The organism is Pseudorhodoplanes sinuspersici, assembly GCF_002119765.1.
Taxonomy (GTDB): domain Bacteria; phylum Pseudomonadota; class Alphaproteobacteria; order Rhizobiales; family Xanthobacteraceae; genus Pseudorhodoplanes; species Pseudorhodoplanes sinuspersici.
This window is the reverse complement of record NZ_CP021112.1, coordinates 849,444-871,179: the sequence shown is the minus strand read 5'-3', so window position 1 is coordinate 871,179 and position 21,736 is coordinate 849,444. Positions and strand designations below refer to the sequence as shown.

22 protein-coding genes are annotated in these 21,736 nt (G+C 61.2%); 7 read left to right on the top strand and 15 right to left on the bottom strand.

Annotated features, from left to right (window positions below; genetic code table 11):
* Window positions 1-26 precede the first annotated feature (26 nt).
* Complete coding sequence (locus CAK95_RS04420; RefSeq protein ID WP_086086834.1) at window positions 27-683, bottom strand: cysteine hydrolase family protein; 657 nt, start codon at window positions 681-683, stop codon at window positions 27-29.
* Window positions 684-698: 15 nt separating this feature from the next.
* Window positions 699-1,922 (bottom strand): alpha/beta hydrolase family protein, encoded by a 1,224-nt coding sequence (locus tag CAK95_RS04415; protein ID WP_157699536.1) that lies wholly within the window; start codon window positions 1,920-1,922, stop codon window positions 699-701.
* A 216-nt stretch (window positions 1,923-2,138) separates the two neighbouring features.
* On the opposite strand from CAK95_RS04415, the gene CAK95_RS04410 reads away from it, so the two are divergent.
* Window positions 2,139-2,918 carry a GntR family transcriptional regulator gene (locus tag CAK95_RS04410; protein ID WP_086086832.1) on the top strand — a complete coding sequence of 260 codons (780 nt, stop codon included), beginning with the start codon at window positions 2,139-2,141 and terminating at the stop codon, window positions 2,916-2,918.
* 579 nt (window positions 2,919-3,497) lie between these two features.
* Here CAK95_RS04410 and CAK95_RS04405 read toward each other — a convergent pair.
* Window positions 3,498-4,025: a hypothetical protein gene (locus tag CAK95_RS04405; protein ID WP_086086831.1), complete on the bottom strand. Its 528-nt coding sequence runs from the start codon at window positions 4,023-4,025 to the stop codon at window positions 3,498-3,500.
* Window positions 4,026-4,528: 503 nt separating this feature from the next.
* Window positions 4,529-4,828, bottom strand: a complete 300-nt coding sequence (gene rpsU, locus CAK95_RS04400) for a 30S ribosomal protein S21 (protein WP_086086830.1) — start codon at window positions 4,826-4,828, stop codon at window positions 4,529-4,531.
* A gap of 410 nt (window positions 4,829-5,238) precedes the next feature.
* On the opposite strand from rpsU, the gene CAK95_RS04395 reads away from it, so the two are divergent.
* Window positions 5,239-5,526, top strand: a complete 288-nt coding sequence (locus tag CAK95_RS04395; protein WP_086091183.1) for a hypothetical protein — start codon at window positions 5,239-5,241, stop codon at window positions 5,524-5,526.
* Between the two features lie 87 nt (window positions 5,527-5,613).
* Here CAK95_RS04395 and CAK95_RS04390 read toward each other — a convergent pair whose 3' ends face one another.
* The 6 genes from CAK95_RS04390 to CAK95_RS04365 form a co-directional block, all read right to left on the bottom strand.
* On the bottom strand, window positions 5,614-6,786 hold the full coding sequence (locus CAK95_RS04390; protein WP_086086829.1) for an ABC transporter substrate-binding protein: 1,173 nt from the start codon (window positions 6,784-6,786) through the stop codon (window positions 5,614-5,616).
* Between the two features lie 117 nt (window positions 6,787-6,903).
* Window positions 6,904-8,202, bottom strand: a complete 1,299-nt coding sequence (locus tag CAK95_RS04385; RefSeq protein ID WP_245303622.1) for an aminomethyl transferase family protein — start codon at window positions 8,200-8,202, stop codon at window positions 6,904-6,906.
* Between the two features lie 2 nt (window positions 8,203-8,204).
* Window positions 8,205-8,882: a TetR/AcrR family transcriptional regulator gene (locus CAK95_RS04380; RefSeq protein ID WP_086086828.1), complete on the bottom strand. Its 678-nt coding sequence runs from the start codon at window positions 8,880-8,882 to the stop codon at window positions 8,205-8,207.
* A 287-nt stretch (window positions 8,883-9,169) separates the two neighbouring features.
* Window positions 9,170-10,273: a 5-(carboxyamino)imidazole ribonucleotide synthase gene (locus CAK95_RS04375; protein ID WP_086086827.1), complete on the bottom strand. Its 1,104-nt coding sequence runs from the start codon at window positions 10,271-10,273 to the stop codon at window positions 9,170-9,172.
* Between the two features lie 5 nt (window positions 10,274-10,278).
* Window positions 10,279-10,830 (bottom strand): 5-(carboxyamino)imidazole ribonucleotide mutase, encoded by a 552-nt coding sequence (gene purE / locus CAK95_RS04370; RefSeq protein WP_086086826.1) that lies wholly within the window; start codon window positions 10,828-10,830, stop codon window positions 10,279-10,281.
* 127 nt (window positions 10,831-10,957) lie between these two features.
* Window positions 10,958-11,164 (bottom strand): YdcH family protein, encoded by a 207-nt coding sequence (locus CAK95_RS04365; protein WP_086086825.1) that lies wholly within the window; start codon window positions 11,162-11,164, stop codon window positions 10,958-10,960.
* A gap of 256 nt (window positions 11,165-11,420) precedes the next feature.
* Between CAK95_RS04365 and CAK95_RS04360 the strand changes: the two genes are divergently transcribed.
* The 4 genes from CAK95_RS04360 to CAK95_RS04345 all read left to right on the top strand — a co-directional run bounded on the left by CAK95_RS04360 (window position 11,421) and on the right by CAK95_RS04345 (window position 13,794).
* Window positions 11,421-11,600, top strand: coding sequence for a YdcH family protein (locus tag CAK95_RS04360; RefSeq protein ID WP_086086824.1), 180 nt, complete (start codon window positions 11,421-11,423; stop codon window positions 11,598-11,600).
* 270 nt (window positions 11,601-11,870) lie between these two features.
* On the top strand, window positions 11,871-12,851 hold the full coding sequence (locus tag CAK95_RS04355) for a Bug family tripartite tricarboxylate transporter substrate binding protein (RefSeq protein WP_086086823.1): 981 nt from the start codon (window positions 11,871-11,873) through the stop codon (window positions 12,849-12,851).
* Window positions 12,848-13,384 carry a hypothetical protein gene (locus CAK95_RS04350; RefSeq protein WP_086086822.1) on the top strand — a complete coding sequence of 179 codons (537 nt, stop codon included), beginning with the start codon at window positions 12,848-12,850 and terminating at the stop codon, window positions 13,382-13,384. The genes CAK95_RS04355 and CAK95_RS04350 overlap by 4 nt, the downstream gene beginning before the upstream one ends.
* A 143-nt stretch (window positions 13,385-13,527) precedes the next feature.
* Entirely contained in the window at window positions 13,528-13,794 is a 267-nt protein-coding gene (locus tag CAK95_RS04345; protein ID WP_147413740.1) for a hypothetical protein, read from the top strand.
* Window positions 13,795-13,797: 3 nt separating this feature from the next.
* Here CAK95_RS04345 and CAK95_RS04340 read toward each other — a convergent pair whose 3' ends face one another.
* The 5 genes from CAK95_RS04340 to CAK95_RS04320 all read right to left on the bottom strand — a co-directional run bounded on the left by CAK95_RS04340 (window position 13,798) and on the right by CAK95_RS04320 (window position 19,467).
* Window positions 13,798-14,991, bottom strand: coding sequence for a glycosyltransferase family 4 protein (locus CAK95_RS04340; RefSeq protein ID WP_245303621.1), 1,194 nt, complete (start codon window positions 14,989-14,991; stop codon window positions 13,798-13,800).
* Window positions 14,992-15,160: 169 nt separating this feature from the next.
* On the bottom strand, window positions 15,161-16,789 hold the full coding sequence (locus tag CAK95_RS04335) for an acyl-CoA synthetase (RefSeq protein WP_086086819.1): 1,629 nt from the start codon (window positions 16,787-16,789) through the stop codon (window positions 15,161-15,163).
* Window positions 16,790-16,896: 107 nt separating this feature from the next.
* Entirely contained in the window at window positions 16,897-17,871 is a 975-nt protein-coding gene (locus CAK95_RS04330; RefSeq protein WP_086086818.1) for a glycerophosphodiester phosphodiesterase, read from the bottom strand.
* 67 nt (window positions 17,872-17,938) lie between these two features.
* A complete protein-coding gene (locus tag CAK95_RS04325; protein WP_086086817.1) occupies window positions 17,939-18,700 on the bottom strand; it encodes a sulfite exporter TauE/SafE family protein in 762 nt (253 codons plus the stop codon).
* Between the two features lie 2 nt (window positions 18,701-18,702).
* Window positions 18,703-19,467: a sulfite exporter TauE/SafE family protein gene (locus CAK95_RS04320; protein ID WP_086091181.1), complete on the bottom strand. Its 765-nt coding sequence runs from the start codon at window positions 19,465-19,467 to the stop codon at window positions 18,703-18,705.
* Window positions 19,468-19,737: 270 nt separating this feature from the next.
* Here CAK95_RS04320 and CAK95_RS04315 point away from each other — a divergent pair, with 270 nt between their 5' ends.
* On the top strand, window positions 19,738-21,657 hold the full coding sequence (locus tag CAK95_RS04315) for a propionyl-CoA synthetase (RefSeq protein ID WP_086086816.1): 1,920 nt from the start codon (window positions 19,738-19,740) through the stop codon (window positions 21,655-21,657).
* The last annotated feature ends 79 nt before the right edge of the window (window positions 21,658-21,736 follow it).

Below are 21,736 nucleotides of genomic sequence, written 5' to 3'. Positions count from 1 at the left end.
TTTCACCCGGCAGGATGTTGAGAAGGTCATGCGCTTTTCTGGATCGGCGCAGGTGTGGAGGCGCCCACGGCAGCGAGCGCTTCGTCGGTGGTCATCACCTGCCCGAAGGCGCGGCCGATGACCTTCAGCGCTGCGTCGTGCAATTCGCGCCCGTCCATTGTGTCGACGCAATCGGAGACGACGACGACCGCGAAATCGCGGCAGCAGGCGGCGGTGGATGTCGCCATCACGCAGGAATTGGTGTTCACGCCGGTGATCAGCACGGTGTTGACGCCGTGTGCGCGCAGCGAGAGTTCGAGATCGGTGGCGGTGAAGCAGTCGTAGCGTTTCTTGGCGTCGATGATGAAATCGCGCTCGTCGAGCAGCGTCGGCATCACCTCGCAGCCCGGCATGCCCAGAATATTATGCTTCAGCACATTCTTGCGCGGATTGTTCGGATCTTCGCCGCGATGCCGCCAGGCCGGATTGAGGGCGATTTCCTCGGAATCGCGATACGTCGCGACGCAATGGAAGACCGGGATGCCGGCGGCGCGGGCTTGCTTGAACAGCTTTTCGTTGGCGGCAACGACGCGGGCAGCAGCCTCTGCCTCCAGCGGCATGGTCGCCACCGCGGGATCGAGATGCCCGCGATGCAGATCGATGGCTACGATACCGGCCTTCGGTGTCTTCACTCCCTGAATCATTTTTTTCTTCTCTCTTCAGATGAGCGGGTTGAAGGATGTCTTCAGCAGCTTGCGCTGATCGATGCCGAAGCGATCCGCCAGCCAGTCGGCCAGGATTTCCTGACCGATGGTCGGATTATCATGCTGGCAATGTTCGGCCCCGGTCTCTTCCGGTTCAAGGATGCGAAGCGTCGCATCGATGCCGTGCTTTTTCGCATAGTCGTAGGTCTTGCGCGCGGCGTTGACGGTCAGCACGTCGTGGCCGCCATGCATGACGAGATAAGGGCATTTCATATGCTCGAGATGCCCCTCGAGCGTGAAGGGCTTCATGATCTCGTGCGCTTCTTTCATCGTCTTAGCGCCGAGCACCCAGCGGATGTGCATGGCGAGGCCGAAATCGTCGCCCTTGTTGCCCCACATGTCATGCACCGACCAGATCGCGCCATGGGAGATGGCTGCGGCGAGGCGGTGCTCGTAACAGGCGGCGCGCGCCGCATAATAACCGCCCATGCTGGAGCCGCAGACGGCGATGCGCTCAGGATCGACATCGTCGCGCTGCACCAGCCAGTCGATGCATTTGCCGATCGGCACCTCGGTGTCGGGGCGGCTGGCGAGTTTGTGCCGGCGCAAGGTGCCGCCTTGTCCCGGGCCGTCGATCATCAGCACCGAGATGCCGCGCTGCAGGCAGCCATGGGCCTGCATGAACCACATCTCGTCCTTGATGGAGTCGAGGCCGCCCATGCAGATCAACACCGGCAGGCGTTCGCCGGGGAACGACGCGCGCACGAAATAACCGCAGATCGGCTTGCCGGGCTCGTAGGGAATGTCGACGGCTTCGCCGGGCGGGTTCAGATAGGCGATGAATGTCTTCGAGCAGGCTTCCATCTTTTCGAAGGTCGGCAGCCGGCGCGGATCGTCCGGCTCGAGGTGAAATTCCGCCTGGCGATAATAATCCGCCGCGCGCAGGAAGCAGTTCATCGCCGTGCGGATATGGCCGGCCTTCTCCTCATCCAGACCGCGCTGCCAGTTGCGATCGGCGATGCGCATCCATTCGGTGTGCCAGCTTTCGAGATCGCCGGGGATCATCCGCGATCCCGCCATCAGCACTTCGCTGATCGCGCCGCCGCCTTCCTGCGTTTCGCCGAGGCCTCGCCGAAATTGATAGGAGAGCCACGGATGCTCCGGCCAGTGATGCCAGCCGAACGGCTCGTAATGCGGCCCGCGGTCCGCCGTGATCTGGTCGATGGTGTCGTCAGCCAACGCGTTTTCCGACATCGCGGGTCCGCACTCGCACACACTGAAGCTGGCCTATCGTTCGACGGGCGGGCGACAGAGTCAAGCCAAATGTATACACTTGATGACAGTCAATTGAGCACGACCTGCAATTACATTGGCCATTTGTCCGGATTGACGACAGAAGTGTACGCACTTTAGGGTCTGTCGAAGCAAGGGGCCCGGGTGCCCCACCAGAGGCCGATGACGAAAACGCGCGAAAGCTTGGACGAGGCGGGAAGCCAGACAGGGCGCAGCGGCACGCGCTCGCTGTCGATCATGGATCAATTGCGCGAAGCGATCCTCTCAGGTGCCCACGAAGCGGGACAGCGGCTGAACGAAGTGCATCTCAGCCAGGCGATGAATGCCTCGCGCACGCCGGTGCGCGCCGCGTTGCAGGCGCTGGCCGGCGAAGGGCTGCTCGATTACGCGCCCAACCGCGGCTTCACCGTGCGGGCGTTTCAGCTCAACGAGATCGTCGATGCCTACGACATCCGCGCGACGCTGGAAGGCGTGGCCGCGCGCTTCACCGCCGAGCGCGGCCTCAGCGCCGCCGAGAAGAAGGTGATCGAGAAAAGCCTTGCCGATGGCGACAAGCTGCTCAAGCGCGGCGCGTTCAAGACCGGCGACATGTCGATCTACCGCGTCATCAACGGCAATTTCCACGACACCATTCTGAGCGGCGCGCGCAACCGCATGCTCGGCGAGATGATCCGCATCTGCCATCACGTGCCGATCTCGTCGAGCCGCAACATCGTCGCGTTCCATTATCACGACGTGCGGCGGCGGCATGACGATCATCATCGCATCTATGAGGCGATCTCCGCGCGCGAGCCATGGCGGGCGGAGACGCTGATGCGCGAGCATGTCGCGAGCATCAAGGCGTCATTGGTGAAGAGCTTTCAGGAGCCGCCGGATGAAATGGCGCCGGCGCTGGCACCCTCCCCTGGAGGGGGAGGGTCGGCGCGTATCGAACGCAAGTGAGATACGAGCCGGGGTGGGGTGATTTTGAAAGTAAGTCACCCCACCCCGCTGCTCGCTTCGCTCACAGCGACCCTCCCCCTTACGCAAGTCGGATGTTTCCGACTTGCGTCGTCAAAGGAGCTGAAGTCGCGTACACGCGACTTCAGCGGGAGGGTGAAGAGAAGATGCCGATTCAAATATCAAACAGCCACGCGTCAGCGTTGCCACGACGCCATCGCGCCCGGCTGAGTTCTATTCGTGGCGCAAATCGGAAACATCCGATTTGCGCAGTGAGGGACGACGGTGCGCCGACAGACGCAGGTCAGTCCTGTGATGCTGCGAGATTTCGCCCGCAGCCGCCTCTCGGCGCACCATCGGCAGCGTTTGTGCGACCACCGGGCCGCGCTTTACTCCGGATGTTTCGCCGCGGGCTCGGGAATCCAGGAATGCTTCAACGGAATCGGTGCTTGTGACTCTGGGTCCCCGCTTTCGCGGGGACGAGCGGAGAAGGCGGTTCAACCCGTTGTCTGAGGGATCGCGATACGAGGGCGCCCGTGGATTGCCGGTGAGTACCGCGCGCCCTCTGATTGTTCCTTACGCTTAAACGCCGGCTTCGCCGATGGGCGTCGCGCTTTCGCGTGACCGCCACATGAGCCAGCCCAGCACTGCGCCGAAGAGGATCGTATGCGCGACGAATTGGATCACCGGGTTGGCATCGAGGAACCATGGGAAGGCCATGGGAGCGATCAGGTAGAAGTTGATGAGCCAGAGGGCGAAACCAAAAGCCGCGCCAAGAAGAACGTCCCATGTCGCCGAGCGCAAGCCGCCGAGGATCATGGCGAAGACAGCGCCATAGACAACCGACAGCGCCAGATGAACGATGAGACCGGCCGCGCCTGCGGCCCAGATCGAGTAGCTCGGGTCCAGTGCGCCGGGGCCGAGCAGAATGGCACCGATCATGCGGAGCGGCATGAAGGACGCGCCCGCCCCCATCATCGCGGCACTCGCCACCATCTCGAAGACAGCAAAGACAATTCCGGCGCCGATTCCACTGATCGCGCCTGCACGCAGCGCCCAGGGAACCTCGGATCGATCAACCGGGACATGTGAATGGACTAAAAGGGCCATGTGAACCTCCATGCATGCTCGTCGATTCATTCGCCAGGACGAGGACGAAGGATTGGCTTTGGTTCAACTTGCGTGCTGACAGTTCGTTCCAAAGCGTTGTTAATGGTGGCCGTTTTCGCGCGATAACAGCAAATACCCTGCCGCCGGACATGATGCCGCGGTTCTTAAGCCTCGCTCGACTTATCAATTCGGCTGACGGTGCGAGAAGGTTACATGGGGCGTGCCCCCGCTTTCCCTGCAGCGGAGGGACGAGATCGCGCGTGTCGTGAGAGACGTTGCTGAAAGCTTTTCACCCGACCCCGTCCGCCTTCACGTTGTTTCGGCGGACGACCCCTCCCCCTCCAGAGGAGGGCGAAGGAAGAGCGAGGAGGGTGAAGAGAGCACACAAAACAAAACCGCCGGGCTTTCACCCGGCGGTTCGTATTTCCAAAATTGAAAACAGATACGTTAAAGCATGATGTTGTCCGAAAACCGCTTCACACTTTTCGGCATCATGCTCGAAATCAGGCGCGACCGCCGCCGCCGCCGAAACCGCCGCCCGGACGCGCGCCACGACCGCCCGGTCCGCCGGCGCCCGGCATCACCTTCGGCTTCATCGGCAACAGGCCCTCGCGCTGCAGCTTCTTGCGCGCAAGCTTGCGGGCACGGCGCACCGCTTCCGCCTTCTGACGAGCCTTCTTCTCGGACGGCTTTTCATAATGGCCGCGAAGCTTCATTTCGCGGAAAATGCCCTCGCGCTGCATCTTCTTCTTGAGCGCCTTGAGGGCCTGGTCGACGTTGTTGTCGCGGACGAGTACCTGCACGGGTATTCCTTCTGACAGAAGCCTGCACACCGTCGGGGTGATGTCGGCCTGATTGTGTTCGGGGGCCGGAAAGGGCCTGAATCAGGCCTTTCGAGTTGCGCGCCTGTAACAGAAATAAGTCCAGGAGTCCACAGAAGTGTACAAAAACCGGCCTGCGACGATTGGCGGGGCGGGTGTGGCGGCCGATCACGATGATTTTGGATCCGAAACGGTCCAAAATCATAAACGTGATCGATTCTAATACGTTAGAGCATGATGTGGTCCGAAAACCGCTGCGCACTTTTCGGCATCATGCTCTGCTGATCTCGCCTTCGCCACCTTCGTTAATTAGGGTGCCTGAAAATGCGTCATATGATTCGCGGTATGACGCGTCTCTCCTTTATTTTTCCTGCATGTTCAAGGACATCCCCATGCCGCAGACGGTCCGATCCGTTGTCTTTGCCGTGATCTTTGCAACTTTGGGGGTGGCCGCCTCGCCGGCTTCCTTCGCCCAGGCGCAACAGGGTCAGCAGCGCCCGTTGCCGATGCCGTTCGACATGAAGGGCACGCCGGAGGAAGAGGCCGCCTGCGCCCCGGATTCGTCCCGCTTCTGCAAGAAGTTCGAGCCGGATGCCTTTCAGGTCCTGGGCTGCCTCCAGGCCAACCGGCCAAAGCTCACCCAGGCCTGCCAGCGGGTGCTGCGGAACCGGGGGGTCTAAAGGGCTCTCTGCCTTTACCTCCCCCTGAAAGGGGGAGGTCGTCCGCCGAAGTGAAGCGAAGGCGGGGTGGCCAAGCGTCCGGTTCGATCACCACTGCATCGGGCACTTGCTGTGGAAGCGGTCCCGGCTGTCCTTGACGATCGTGGCCACCGTCTTCAGGCCGAGGGTGCCGTCTTCCTTCTTCACCACGTCCTGGAGATAGAAGTTCTGGATCGGAATGTGGTTGTTGCCGTACTTGTACGGCCCGCGCACCGAGGCGTAATTCGCCTTGCGCATCTCGTCGCGCATGGCGTCCTTCTTGCTAAGGTCGCCTTTCACTGCGTTCACCGCACTGGCGATAAGGTTTGCCGCGTCATAGGTCTGCGCCGCATAGAAGGTCGGCGAAGTCTTGTATTTTTGACGGAAGCCCGACACGAACTTCTTGTTCTCATCGAAAGGCAGGTCGTTCACCCATTGCTGGGCGCCCGGTACGCCGAGTGCCAGGTCCTTCTGGAGCGGCAGCGAGAGCTCATCGATGGTGAACGCGGTGTAGAGCGGAATCTGACCCTTCATGCCGGCCTGCGCATATTGCGTGAGGAACTGCACGCCGGAAGGTCCCGGATAGAACACGAAGATCGCGTCGGGCCTGGCCGCACGCGCCTTCGACAGTTCCGCGGAGAAGTCGAGCTGGTCCGGCCACTTGGTCAGATCCTGGCCGATGATCTTGCCCTTGAAGGTCGAGGCCACACCCGCCAACATGTCCTTGCCGGCAGCGTAGTTCGGGCCGATCAGATAAACCGACTGCACGCCCTTCTGGTTCATGTATTCGCCGACGGCCTGCGGCGTCTGGTCGTTCTGCCATGACGTCGAGAACACATAGGGCGAGCACAATTCGCCGGCGAGTTGCGAGGGCCCTGCATTGGAGACCACCGTCATCGTCTTGGAATCCGTGATCGGCTTGAGCGAGGCGAGCAGCACGTTCGACCAGATATAGCCGACGATGAAATCGACCTTGTCGGCTTCGATCAACTTCTCGGTCTTCTGCTTGCCGATATCCGGCTTCTGCGTGTCGTCTTCATAAATCACTTCGACCGGCTGACCGCCGATCTTGCGGCCCATGTGATCGAGCGCAAGCTCGAAGGCATTGCGCATGTCGTTGCCCATCACAGCGGCCGGGCCGCTGAAGGTTGAAACAAACCCGATCTTGATCGGCTTGGCCTGGGCAGCGGCAGGCCCCGCGAGCAGAAAGGCGGCTCCCACAATCAGTAACGCTCGTTTCATGACGATTCCTCCCGGCCGCTTTGTCGGCCTTTTTGTTTTGGTGACGTGGCCCCAACCAAAGTCCAGCGGCAGCGGGTCGCGGGGGCACCGGACACGCCGGCCCGCTCTGGATCGGCATCAGCTCTTTTTACTATTCGGCAGCGAGGCAAGGTTGGCGCGCCGGTTATCTGTCTTGTAGGGCGCCGGGAAAACTGTGGCGCGAATCTCCTTCTGCGGCGTTCCCGGATTGCCCCAGATCACGGTGACTTCGGTCCCCGGCTCGCTCTGCGCCACATCGATCGTGCATAGCGAAAGCATTTCCCTGAAATAGTAGCTGTAGCCGCGCGAGGTCGCGGCGCCGACAAGCTTGCCGTCTTTTACGACCTTGTCGGCATACATGAAGCCACGCTGATCGCGCGGCATTTCCATGTAATCGTATGGATGATCCTGCCGGAACAGGGAGGCATAGACGTCGACGATATCCTGCGCGTTCCAGACCAGGGTGCGCATCACGCGCTTTGGCGCCGCGACCTCGGCCTCCAGCGTCTTGCGCCCGATAAAGTCGTGATCGAATTTGACATTTTTTCCCCAGCCGAGCTCGACCGGGCTGCGGTACCAGGCGCTGATATCGTTCGCTTCGAAGCTGCCGGCGATATTGAACGTCGCCGCAAAGCCCGGCATCGCGGCCTGGAATTCGTCGCGATAGTCCTTCATGTCGTCGCCGAAAATCGCCGGACAATAATCAGTGATGATGGTCGGAAAGCACGCCTCGAGATGATTGATGAAGACCGCGCGGCCGCCGAGCTTGCGGATGCCAAAGTCCTTTCCGGCCTCCATGATCGCGTCATAGACGACCTTGTGATGCGTCATCGGCCCCTGCAACTCGAAGCCGATCTCGCCCGCCATGCCCTGACGGAGCGCGAGCAACTCACAGCCGGCGATCCTGATTTTCCCCGAATGCATGAACTTTACGTCGCGCAGGCTCTGTGCGGCGGCCTTCTCGACGACATAGATCGCGGTCGGGCCTGAGACCTGAAGGTTGAACCAGTCATCCGCCTTCGATGTGCAATCGTATTGTCCGTGCCGCAGCTTGTAGTCGGCCCAGAAACAGCCGCGCCCGAACAGCATCAGCTCGTCTTCCGACAATCGGCTCAAGATGCCTTCGTGGATGACCTTGCCGTTGTCGTCGCAGTGGATGACATGCTTGCTTTGGCCGATATCGAATTTGGCGAAGCTGTTCACACTGATATCGGAGAACAGCTTGATCGCGTCGGGCCCTTTGAATCGCCGCTCCCACAAGAAAGACCAATCGCCGATATAGCAGGCCTCTTTCCACGACATACTCTCGTCGCGCCAGTCGGAATATTCCGGCAACCCCCAGCGCGAGGTGAAATATCCGGGCGGAGTCGTCCGCATCGCTGCAACATCGATAGCCATCGTCAGTCTTCCTCCGCACTCTTCTTTTTGCGCCGGCTCTTTCGCGCGGCGTCACCGGAAATCACTCCATGAATGGCGATCTTCGAATATTCGTCGATGAAATCGTCGATGCTGGCGCCGCGCGGCAGTGAGCGCGCGCCGATCACGGAATTGCAGAGACCGAGAAGCGCGAGCGTCGCGAGCTTCGGATCGAGATCGGCGCGGAACTCGCCGCTTGCGACGCCTTCGACGAAGATCTGCTCCATCAATCCCTGATATTCGGCGGCGAGCTTGGCGACCGCCTGCCGCGGCCCGTCCGGAAGCTGGTGCCGGTGACGCAGGAAGACGCGGATGTAATCGGCCGCCGGATGCGTGCGCAGCGGCGCGAGATGATTGGCGACCGCCGACCGCAGCTTCTCCGCCGCGGGCTCGCTGCGGTCCAGGATGCCGCGCAGATTGGCGATGAAGTCGCGGACGCCGAGCTCGCACACCGCGGCGAGCGCCGCCTCCTTGGACGGCAAGTAATAATAAAGGCTCGCGGCACGGATGCCGAGGCGTTCGGCGATGTCACGCGTGCTTGCGCCGTCGAAGCCCTTTTCCGCGAAAGCCGTGGCCGCTGCGTCCACCACTTCACGATGCCGGATCGCCCAGCGGGCGGTCGGCTCCCAACGCGATGTTCTGCTCGTCGCCAGCGCGGCCATGATCTTTTCTAACGAATGTTAGTTAGATGATATTCTAACGAATGTTAGATAGAATGGTCAAGCGCGATTGCGGAATGCCCTATGCGCAGCTCAAGACGCGGTTTTTTGCAGTGCGCCCGGCAAAGCGCCCCGAACCCGGCGGTTACGGGCAGGTCATCGGATGCTGACGTCCGTTCCAGCCAACATCCGGAATCAAAAATGGCGCTGATCCGGAATCCCCGCCGATTCCGTCAATCCACGAACCTCCCCCTTTCAGGGGGAAGGAGCACAGTGTGCGTGCCGCGCTTTTACGACTGCATGCCGCTCCAGACCCGCGTGACATGCCCCATCTTGCGGCCGGGCGTGGCGTCGCCCTTGCCGTAAAGATGCAGTGAGGCGCCGGGGATCGTCAGCCATTTGGCGTAATCGTCGGCCTCGGCGCCGATCAGGTTGGTCATCTCGACGAGGCCGAGCCGGCTCGGCTGCGCCAGCGGCCAGCCGGCGACGGCGCGGATATGCTGCTCGAATTGCGAGACGGTGCAGCCGTCGATGGTCCAGTGACCGGAATTGTGCACGCGCGGCGCGACCTCGTTGACCAGCACGCTTTGCGTCGTGCCGTCGCGCAACACGAACATCTCGACCGCCAGCACGCCGACATAATCGAACGCGGTGGCGATGGTTTCGGCGATGCGGATCGCCTCGTCGGCGACCGGCTGCGGCACCGAAGCCGGCACGCGCGAGATTTTGAGAATGTGGTCGCGGTGCTCGTTCTCGGTGACGTCGAAGCTTTGCAGCGTGCCGTCGCGGCCGCGCGCCACCACGACCGAGATCTCGCGCTCATAGGACACGAAGCCTTCCAGAATGCAGGGCGCGCCGTGCAGCGCACGCCAGGCCGCGGCGGCATCGCCGTCGGGCTCGATCTTCATCTGGCCCTTGCCGTCGTAGCCCATGCGGCGCGTCTTCAGGATCGCCGGCAGGCCGATCCGGCGCACCGCCTCGAACAGCTGCGGCACATCGCCGGCCGCAGCGTAAGGGGCGGTGGCGATGCCCAGGCTCTCCACGAATTCCTTTTCGACCAACCGGTCCTGCGTGGTGGCGAGAATGCGCGGATCGGGCAGCACCAGGCGGCGCTGCGACAGGAAGGCCGCGGTCTGCGAGGGCACATTCTCGAATTCATAGGTGATGGCGTCGCAATCCTTGGCGAATCGCGCGAGCGCATCCTGGTCGTCATAGGCGGCATGGGTGACGCGGCGGACCACGTCGAAGGCGCAGCTATCCTCGTCCGGTGCGAAGATGTGGCAGTTCAGCCCAAGGCGCGAGGCGGCCTGTGCCAGCATGCGGGCGAGCTGCCCGCCACCAAGAATGCCGATGGTCGCGCCGGGTGAGAGCGGAGCGTTCGCGCGTGTGAACATCGGTTTTAATGCTTTGCCGGTTTGATATCGTCAATGGCCTTGGGTCGTTTGGCGACGCCGTCGGTCTGCGCTTTGCGATGCGCCGCCAGTTTCCGGGCCAGCGTCTTGTCGTTCAGCGCCAGCACGCTGACGGCGAGGAGGGCGGCATTGATCGCGCCCGGCTTGCCGATCGCCAGCGTACCGACCGGAATGCCGGCCGGCATCTGCACGATCGACAAAAGCGAATCCGTGCCCTCCAGCGCGGTGACATTCATCGGCACGCCGAAGACCGGCAGCGTCGTCATCGCCGCCGCCATGCCCGGCAAATGCGCCGCCCCGCCGGCGCCGGCAATGATGATCTTGAAGCCGTTCTTTTCCGCCGATTTGGCGAAATCGTACAGCCGGTCCGGCGTGCGGTGCGCGGAGACGATCAGCGCTTCATAGCCGACGCCGAGCTGATCCAGCATATGCGCGCCATGCTGCATGGTGGCCCAGTCCGACTGGCTTCCCATGATGATGGCGACGGGCTTCTTGCCGGTTTTGGCGGCAGTCTTTTTTGATGCGGGCCGGGCGGCCATGAAACAGATCCGGGCGAAAAGAAGCGGCGGATTATAGGGAGGGGTTGCGGCGCAGCAAGCAAAAGCGAACGTTCTGCACGGGCAATGCGCAATCTGCGGCCACCCGGCGTCCCGGAATGACGGTAACCTATGCGATAATATCCGGCGTCAGCTGGTCCTCGATAAAGGAAATGCGGTCACGCAGCACCAGCTTGCGCTTCTTGAAGCGCTGGACCTGGATCTGGTCGGCGCTCGGAGCGGCCATCAAAGCCTCGATCGCGGCATCGAGATCGCGATGCTCCTGCTGCAACCTGGCCAGTTCCGCGCGCAGCGCGGCTTCGTCCTCACCCGTCATGTCCGCTATTCTTTTATGAAAAGGCTATCGTTCAATGGGCTTGCAAGTCGTCATGCGAGGTGCGGCGGAGTGACGTTATCCGGCTTTGGCAGACTGCATACAAGCGCGACGTGGACTAGTTAAGGGAAAAACGGGGATTTTTCGCATTGCAGCAAGACTTGCTGTCGACTTGCCACATTTTTCCTGTCTAGATTGATTTCCTGTCTAAATTGACAGGTCAGGACTCCAACCGATCCTTCGAGGAGGCCGTTTCCCCATGTCGATTCAAGAGCATCTTGTTGAACTCAAGGCCCAGCATCGGGCTCTTGAGGAAGAGATCGCCGATGCCATAGCGCACCCTTCGACTGACGACGCTAAAATTGCTGAGTTGAAGCGTCGCAAACTCCAAGTCAAAGACGAAATCGCACGGATGCAGGCATCGTCCAGCATCCATTGATTTTCCGGTATTTGAGCGTGTGCGATCGGTACAACGGATTGCCGTTTTGCCTCGCAACCAAGTGTCAGCAGCAAGTGCAAGCAGATTGCATCGATTGATCTGCTTGCTGCACACCAATCATTGACGTGAATGACGATCATTTGGCGCAGTGATTTCACGCCATCCGGATCATGCGGTTAGAATGCAATCAGACGGCCCGACCGTCGGCTCTCCGAAACGGAGACCGGCGGTCTTGCTTTCTGATCCAATAATAATTCGAGGGGGGATACTATGAGGAAGAGGCATCCGTTGTTGATCGCGGCGTTTTTGTCATTTTTATTGGTGGTGTCCGGCGGCTCCGTGGCCGCGCAGGATTATCCCACCCGTCCGATCACGCTGGTGGTGCCGTTTCCACCCGGCGGCGGCAACGATTCCATGGCGCGCATCATCGCCGATAAATTGTCGGTCGCCCTGGGTCAGCAGATCGTGGTCGATAATCGCGGCGGCGCCGGCGGTGTGATCGGCACGCGCGCGGCGGCGAAGGCTACGCCAGACGGCTATACGTTGCTGCTTGGCCATACCGGCACAATGGGCATCAATCAAAGCCTCTACACCAATCCCGGATACGACATCCGCAAGGATTTCGTCCCGATCGGATTGATCGCCGTCATGCCGATGGCCTTCATGACGCAGCCTTCGGCGCCCTATAAAAGCATCGCCGATCTGGTCGCAGCGGCGAAGAAAGAGCCCGGCAAGATCAATATCGGCTCCTCGCCGAAAGGCACCGGTTCGCATCTTTGCGCCGAATTGTTCATGGCGTCCGCCGGCGTGCAGATGAATCTCATTCCCTACAAGGGTACGGCGCAGAGCATCACCGATCTTGTCGGCGGGCATGTGGCCGCTGCTTGCAACATCATCCCGCCGGCGTTCGGAAACCTGAAGGCCGGTACACTGCGGGCGCTTGCTGTGACATCGTTGAAGCGCTCCAGTCACCTGCCGGATGTGCCGACGGTCGCCGAATCGGGGCTGCCGGGCTTTGAAGCGGATCTTTACTACGGTCTCCTTGCGCCGGCCGGTACGCCGCGTCCAATCATCGAGCGGCTGAACAAGGAATTGCGCGCGGCCCTCACCAATGAGGAGGTGCGGCAGCGCATCGCCAATGATGCGGCCGAACCGCTATCGAGCACGCCGGAAGAACATGCCGCCTTGCTCGATCGCGATGAGACCAAATGGTCGACGCTGATCCGCCAACTCAACCTGAAGATCGAATGATGCTGTTGCGAGCGGCAAGCGCCTTGATGATCGTCATTGCGTGCTGCGGCATCGCCGCAGCCGCCGATCTCGAGGTGCTGCCGAAAGGTCATCCGAAGAAACATTCCGCGGTGCCAACGCGGCCGGTCATCCCCCGGACGCCGATGCATCCGGGGCCGGTGCTTCCTGCTCCGGCGCCGCAAGCTCCGACACCGCAAACCCCTGCACCGCAAACGCCGGCAGTGCCGACACCAGAGCCGGAGCAAGTGCCGCAACAGCCATCACGGCTGCAGTCGCCACAAGCGCCTGCCGATCAAGGCCAGACGGCCCCGGACGGCGACAAGCGGCTGAACGATCTGCAGCCGCCGGCGTTGCCTGCGCCAAGCGATCGCGAAAGCTGGTGGCAGAAGGTGGTGCGCAATGCGCCCCATTGCCGGACCTTTTCCGACGGCTGCCGCACTTGCGATGCCACGTTCACCTGTTCAAGCATGCCGATCGCCTGCCAGCCGAAGGAATTCGTATGCACCGATCCCGCCAGCCCGCCTTCGAAATGAGGCGACCCGTTTCTCCGCTCATTCCCGCGAATGCGGGAATCCAGAAAGCAAAGGGCTGGGTCCCCGCTTTGGCGGGGACGAACGGATGGTGTGTTGCGCTGATTGTTCTGGCCGCTTCGACTCATTCAACCAGAGCCCAGGACGTGCGTGGCCTGGAAGTCTGCACCGCCGAAAAGCAAATGGAACGCCGCACGTCGTGCCTGCAGGCCAATATCGATTTTCTGCAGAATGTCATCGATCGCAATGCCCGTGATGCGCGATTGAAACTCGATGCCGCGACGAAAGAACTGGCTGCCGCGCGCAACGAAGTCGCGGCGATGAAGGCCACGCTCACAGCCTTGCAGGCGCGGCTGGAAAAGCTTGAGAAGCCGGGAAAGACAGAGAATTCGAATAGCGACGCGAAAAAATAGAGCTTAGCGTCGCTGAACCAGCGCGTGCGATGTCGCTGCCGATGTGTCGCCAAGCGCCTGCCGATAGGCTGACAAGACGCCATCGACCATGCCGTCCTGCGAGAAGGAGGCGGCGACGCGTGCACGCAGGTCCTGCGCAAGTTTTGCCGCCGCAGCCGGATTGGCGAGCGTGCGTTCGATTGCATCGGCCAGCGCTTCGACATTGCCCGGCGGCACCAGCGCGTCCGACAGCGGGCCGTAGATTTCCGGAATGCCGCCGACATTCGTTGTGATCAGTGGCATGCCGGCAGCTGCCGTTTCCAGCACGACATAGGGCAACGATTCCGCAAAGGAGGGGATGACCATCACCTTGCCGAGCGTCAGCACATGACGCGCCGGCATCGCCGGCATAAGGCGGACCGAATCCTGCAACGACAGCCGTTCGACATGCGCCGAGAGTTCTGCTTCATCCGGGCCGCTGCCGACAAGCGTGGCCGTGACCTTGCGGTCGCGTACGTGCAACAGCGCGATGGCATCGATCAGAATATTGATACCCTTGACGGCACGGAATTCGCCCATGAAGACGAGGTCGGTCGCATCCCGTGCCGGTGCGACCGGTTCGAATTCGTTCGTTGAGACGCCATTATGAATGACGCGAACCATGCCGTTCGGTGTGCCGATCTTCTCGCGGAAAATATCGCCGCTATAGGCGCTTTCGAACAGATACAAAGCGCGTCGCGCCAAGAGCATCTTCTCCAGCATGAGATACATGCGGCCCGACAGATTGTCGTGGTTCAGCAGCAGGCTGCCGCCATGCGGCGTGTAGGCGCGCAGCACCTGATTGCGCGGAAAAGCGAGCCGCGCATAAGCGCCGCCCTTGGCGCCATGGCCATGGATCACATCCGCATTGGTTTCGTTGATGCGGCGGGCGACGTGCCGGGTGGCGGAAAGGTCGGTTGGGTTGAGCGGCCGGCGCATCGGGATGCGGGTCAGGCCAAGCGACAGCTTCGGTGCCAGTGCGGCGAAAATCTCATCTGCCCGTTCACCGCCGGTCATCGAATCCGCGATGATGCCGACGCGATGGCCGCGCGCGACCTGGCCATCGACGAGGTCAAGGACGTGGCGGAACAGACCGCCGATCGGTGCGCGAAACACATGAATGATCTTTAAGGGCATAATAGCTTGGGTTACCGACGTCGTATGGCGTTCCGAAGCCATCTGCTCTCCGATTCCGGCAACGACAAGTAATCAAGCCGTAAATGTACGATTTTAATTAGTTTGCTTGGATTTATCGTTAACGTGGCGATGCCGCGATCTAACAAAGTCGTTATCGTCCATAACGGCCTCGAGTTTTTCAACCACCGCTCGAATTATCTCGCTCCTCCCGCTAAACCGATTTTGCCATCTCGCGCAGTTTGAATTTTTGAATTTTGCCGGTCGAAGTTTTAGGCAATTCCGCGAACACGACGAAGCGCGGCACCTTGTAGCCGGCGAGATGTTGCCGGCACCAGGCGATCAGGTCTTCGCTGGTGGCGCTCATGCCCGACTTTAGTTCAATGAAAGCACAGGGCGTTTCGCCCCATTTATCGTCGGGTTTGGCAACGACGGCGGCGGCGGATACCGCCGGGTGCTTAAACAGCGCATCTTCCACCTCGATGGAGGAAATGTTCTCGCCGCCGGAAATGATGATGTCCTTCGAGCGGTCCTTGAGCTGGATATATCCATCCGGATGGATCACGCCGAGATCGCCGGAGTGAAACCATCCCTTCGCAAAGGCCTTGTCGCTGGCCGTCTTGTTCTTGAGATAGCCCTTCATCACCACGTTGCCACGGAACATGACTTCGCCCAGCGTCGCGCCGTCGCGCGGCACCGGCGTCATGGTGTCCGGATCCATCACGTCGAGCGTTTCGAGCACGGGGTAACGCACCCCTTGCCGCGCTTTCAGCGCTGCCTGCTCGGGCAGCGGCAACGCATCCCATTCGTCGTGCCAGTCATTGACGGTGGCTGGGCCATAAACTTCGGTCAGCCCGTAAACATGTGTGACATTGAAGCCCGCGGCTTTCATGCCGGCAAGTACCGCTTCCGGCGGCGGCGCAGCGGCGGTGGCGAAATCGACCAGGTGCGGCAGCGGCTTCTTCTCGGCGTCGCTTGCGGCGAGAAGCGTCGACATCACGATCGGCGCGCCGCATAGATGCGTGACCCTGTGCGTGGCGATGGCATCGTACATCGCCGCCGCGCGCACTTGTCGTAAACAGACATGCGTGCCGGCAACGATGGATACGGTCCAGGGGAAGCACCAGCCGTTGCAATGAAACATCGGCAATGTCCACAGATAGACCGGATGGCGCCTCATGCCGCAGGTGAGCACATTGCCCATCGCCAAGAGGTAGGCGCCGCGGTGATGATAGACGACGCCTTTCGGATCGCCGGTGGTGCCGGAGGTGTAGTTGAGCGAGATCGCATCCCATTCGTCGTCAGGCATCCGCCACGCGAATTGCGGATCGCCGTCTTTCAGAAAATCTTCGTATTCGATGGTGCCGATGCGCTCGCCGTCGCCCTTGAATTCCGGATCGTCGTAATCGATCACCAGTGGTTTGACGCTGGCGCGCGCAAGCGCGTCCTTCATCACCCTGGAAAATTCGCGATCGACGATCAGCACTTTCGTGTCTGCATGGTCGAACGTGAAGGCGTTCACCGCCGCATCGAGCCGCGTGTTGATGGCGTTGAGCACGGCGCCAGTCATCGGCACACCGTAGTGGCATTCCAGCATCGCCGGCGTATTCGGCAGCACGACGGAGACGGTGTCGCCTTTGCCGATGCCGTGTCGTTGCAGCGCCGAGGCGAGGCGGCGGGCCCGGGCGTAGAAGTCGCGGTAGTTGCGGCGCAACGGCCCGTGAATGATGGCGGTATGATCGGGATAGACGCTGGCGGCGCGTTCAAGAAATTGCAACGGCGTCAGCGGCTGAAAATTCGCGGCGTTGCGATCGAGATCGATGTCGTAGGGCGTTTTCGCCATTGCCTGGTCCCCTTGAGCGAAACCAAGCCTATTCAGGCATCATGTTCCGATCAATGAGATGGATCATAGACGGTGCGGCCCGGCGGCGTGAGCGCAGCGGCAGTATTTTATTCCACCATGATCCGCTTCGGTGGCGTGATCGTTTTCGGCAAGGCGGCGCGGCCGCGGTCGGGGTAATCGGTGATCAGGCCGTCGACGCCGGTTTCGATGACGAGCGTGAGATCGTCCATTTCGTTCACGGTCCAAGGGATCACCTTCAGGCCGAGCGCTTGCGCTTCTTTGACCAGCGCCGCGGTGATGTCGTGAAAGTAGGGCGACCAGGTTGAGCAGCCGGCGGTCTTCACCAGACGTGGCACGGAGCCACCGACATCGTCGATGTCGAAGCCGGCGGTCCAGGGTGAGGGGCCGGGCTTGCCGCGCTGGATATTGTTTTCCATCGAGTCTTCAATCGTCAAGCAGGAGCGTTCAATGTCCGGTGCGATCTGCTTCATCGCCACGAGCGTGCGCCAGTCGAAGCTTTGTACCGTCACACGCGACGTCAGGCCGGCATCGCGGACCGCTTTTGCGAACAGGGCCGCGAAGCTTTCCGGGTCCGGCACGGTGCCGCCGGATTCCGGTTCGATCTTGGTCTCGATGTTGAAACGGATATGATCGGCGCCAGTGCGTTTGACGAGATCGAACACCTCGGTCAACGCCGGAATGCGGACATTGTCGGCGCCGCGCTGATCACGAAAGCGTGCCGCATAGGCGCTGTCGGGACGAATGCGTCCGACATCGTAACGTTCCAATTCCGCGAAGGTCAGTGAGCGGATGGCGGGTGTCTTGCCTTCGAGGAACTTGCCGTCCGGACCGCGGGTGATGTCGGGATCGAGCGCCGCATCGTGACTGACGACGAGCACGTTATCTTTCGTCACGGCAAGGTCGAGTTCGAGCGTCGAAACACCGATCTGCAGCGCCCGTTCGAACGCGGGAATGGTGTTTTCGGGCGCAAGCCCCCGCGCACCGCGATGGCCCTGCAGATCGAAGGCAAGGGCGGCGAGGGGGAAAGCAGCTAACAAGGACGCAGCGACAAGACGACGCATTTGGAGATCTGACGGAAAAACTGAGCACCGACTTAAGAGGATGGCTGTGTCAGCAGCGTGACCGAAATCAGCCGCGTATCAGGCCGCTGATGCCCTGCCACAGCAGCATGATCGAGACGCAGAACACGATGGTATAGGCGATCTTGTAAAAGGCTTCCTGCGGTGTCACGCGCACAAGCCAGATACCGAAGGCGTTTCCTGCCACGGCGATCGGCAGCAGCAACAGCGATGTCGCAATGTTGCGCGGCGTGAATTGTCCGAGCGCGAAATAGGGGCCGATCTTCAGTGCGTTGACGATGGCAAAGAAGATCGTGGTGGTACCGACAAGGGTCAGCTTCGGCAGACGCTGCGGCAGCACATGCGCCTGATAGGGCGGGCCACCGGCCTGCGACAGGAATGAAGTGAAACCCGATACGCCACCCCAGAAGAAGCCGCTCAAGGCGCTCTTGCGCTGTGGCTCAGCCGGCTTTGTTTTCAGCACATGATGCAGCACGAAGGATATGCCGATGGTGCCGATGACGATGCGCAGGGCTGAGTCGGTGACATAGCCGGCGAAAATCCAGGCAAGGCCCATGCCGACTACGGCGCCCGGCAGCAGCACTTTCAAATTCCACGGATCCCAATCCTTGCGATACCACCAGACCGAAATCACGTCCTGCGTGATCAGCGTCGGCAGGATCAGGGCTGCGGCTTCGAGCGGCGGCAGATAGAGCGCGATCAGCGGCGTGGTCACGACGCCGATGCCGGCAAAGCCGCCCTTGGACATGCCGAGCAGGATCACTGCAGGGACAGCGATCAGATAGAAAACGGGATCGGTAATGATGGACATCGTTATCCGTGCAGAAAGGTCGTGGTGCCGCTGCGGATCAGCTCCAGCGATATGACGAAGGTGATGACATAGACGATCTTGTAGAAGGTTTCCTGCGGCGTGACGCGCACCAGCCAGACGCCGATAAAATTCGTGGCGATGGCCAGCGGAAACAACACGGCGGAGATCAGGAGATTGTCGGTGTTGAACTGGCCGAGCGCAGCATAGGGCACAACCTTCACAAAATTGGTGGCGGCGAAATACATCGTTGCCGTGCCCGCGAAGATTAGCTTCGGCAGATGCTGTGGCATCATATGCACTTGCCAGGGCGGTGCTCCGGCATTGGCCAGCGTCGAGGTGAAGCCCGACATTGCTCCCCAGAACAGGCCGCTCGCCGCGCTGGGCCGGATGCCGATGTCGCCGCCCTTGGGTCCGAACCAGCGCCACAGCACGAAAGCGGCGCCGATAATGCCGACATTCAGCTTCACGACATAACCGGGGACATAGGCCGCCAGCAGGCCGGCCAGGCCGACGCCGATCAGGCCCCCCGGGATCAGGACCTTCAGGTTCCAGGGGTCCCAATGCTTCCGATACACCCAGACCGAGATGACATCCTGCAGCAGCAGGATCGGCAGCATCAGGGTCACGGCCTGAAGCGGCGGCACGATCAAGGCCAGCATCGGCGTTGCCACCATCCCGACGCCGGTAAAGCCGCCCTTGGCAAGGCCAAGCAGCGTCACGGCGATCGCAGCGACGATCCAGAACAGCGGGTCGGTTGGGAGGTGCAAGGGGGGATCTCGTTTGCGCGGATAAAACCGCAGCCGGCGCCCTGCCGCCATTGCTCATTTGGCATGGCGCGCCTGCGCTCAGATACGACGATTGGGTCATCCAGCGGGTGCTTGCAATTACCGGTGGCCAACTCACAATCGCACAAAATCATAATCCTCACCCTGAGGAGCCGCGCGTTAGCGGGCGTCTCGAAGGGTGAGGCCCGCCTATCCTTCGAGACGGCTGCCTCGCAGCCTTCTCGGGATGAGGCGGGAGGGAGGGAAACGCCGATGGATGCGAAAACCGTGAGCCGGTATCACGAGGTCTATGCGCAGTGGCTGCGCGACCCGGAAGGCTTCTGGGCGGAGGCCGCGCGGGAGATCGATTGGATCGAGCCGGCAAAGAAGGTCTTCGATCCGGCGATGGGAGTCTATGGCCGCTGGTTCGCCGGCGGTGTGGTCAACACCTGCTACAACGCGCTGGATCGCCATGTGCGGCGCGGACGCGGCAAGCAGGCGGCGCTGATCTACGATTCACCGGTCACCCATACGGTCGCATCCTTCAGCTATGAGGAGATGCTGTTCGAGGTGTCGACGCTGGCCGCGATCCTGCAGGATTTTGGTGTCGGCAAGGGCGACCGCGTCATCATTTACATGCCGCTGGTGCCGGAAGCGGTGTTCGCGATGTTGGCCTGTGCGCGCATCGGCGCGGTGCATTCGGTGGTGTTCGGCGGCTTTGCGGCGAACGAACTGGCCAAGCGCATCGATGATGCCAAGCCGAAACTGGTGCTGACGGCCAGTTGCGGCATCGAGCCGGGGCGTATCGTCAAATACAAGCCGTTGCTCGATGAAGCGATCGCGATGGCGGCGTTCAAGCCATCGGCCTGCATGATCCTGCAACGTCCGCAGGAGCAGGCTTTGCTGATCGCCGGCCGCGATCACGACTGGAGGGATGTACGCGATGCCGCCATCGCGGCGAACAAACACGCTGAATGCGTGCCCGTGCTGGCAACCGATCCGCTCTACATTCTCTATACGTCCGGCACGACCGGCATCCCGAAGGGTGTCGTGCGCGACAATGGCGGCCATCTCGTTGCGTTGAAATGGTCGATGAAGAATCTCTACGGCGTCGATCCCGGCGAAGTCTGGTGGTGCGGCTCCGATATCGGCTGGGTGGTCGGGCATTCCTATATCGTCTATGCGCCGCTGTTTCATGGCGCGACGTCGATCATGTACGAGGGCAAACCGGTCGGCACGCCGGATGCCGGCGCTTATTGGCGCGTGATCTCGCAGCACAAGGCGGTGGCGCTCTTCACCGCGCCGACGGCGTTTCGCGCGATCAAAAAGGAAGACCCGGACGGCAAGCTACTGGCGCAATATGACCTGTCGCATTTCCGCACGCTGTTTCTGGCCGGTGAGCGCGCCGATCCGCCGACCATCGCATGGGCGGAAGAGAAATTGCACAAGCCGGTGGTAGATCACTGGTGGCAGACCGAAACCGGCTGGTGCATTGCCGGCAATCCGGTCGGGCTTGGCATGCTGCCGGTGAAGCATGGTTCGGCGACGGTGCCGATGCCGGGCTGGGACGTGCGCGTCGTGGACGAAAGCTGCAACGAGGTTGCGTCCAACGCCATTGGCTCGATCGTGGTGAAGCTGCCATTGCCGCCGGGCGCTTTTCCAACTCTGTGGCAACAGGACGAGCGCTTCAAGGAATCGTATCTCGCCGAATTTCCCGGTTATTACAAAACCGCTGATGCCGGCTTCAAGGATGACGACGGCTATGTGCATGTGATGGGACGCACTGACGACATCATCAATGTCGCCGGCCATCGTCTCTCCACCGGCGGCATGGAAGAGGTGCTGGCGGCGCATCCCGATGTCGCCGAATGCGCGGTGATCGGTGTTGCCGACGCGTTGAAGGGCGAAGTGCCATGCGGCTTCGTGGTGCTGAAAGCGGGCGTGCCGCGCGCCCATGCGGAGATCGAGACGGAGATCGTCGCGCTGGTGCGCGATCGCATCGGCCCGGTCGCGGCCTTCAAGCTCGCGATCACGGTGTCCAGATTGCCGAAAACGCGTTCCGGCAAGATTCTGCGTGGCACGATGAAAAAGATTGCCGATGGCGAAGACTGGACGATGCCGGCAACGATCGACGATCCGGCAATATTGGATGAGATCGGGACCGCGTTGAAGGGGAAAGGGATGGGCAGATGATGTCGCTTGTTTATCTCTCTCCGTTGTGAGGAAAGACAGCGCAATAAAAAGGCCGGGCTTTCGCCCGGCCTTGCCCCCG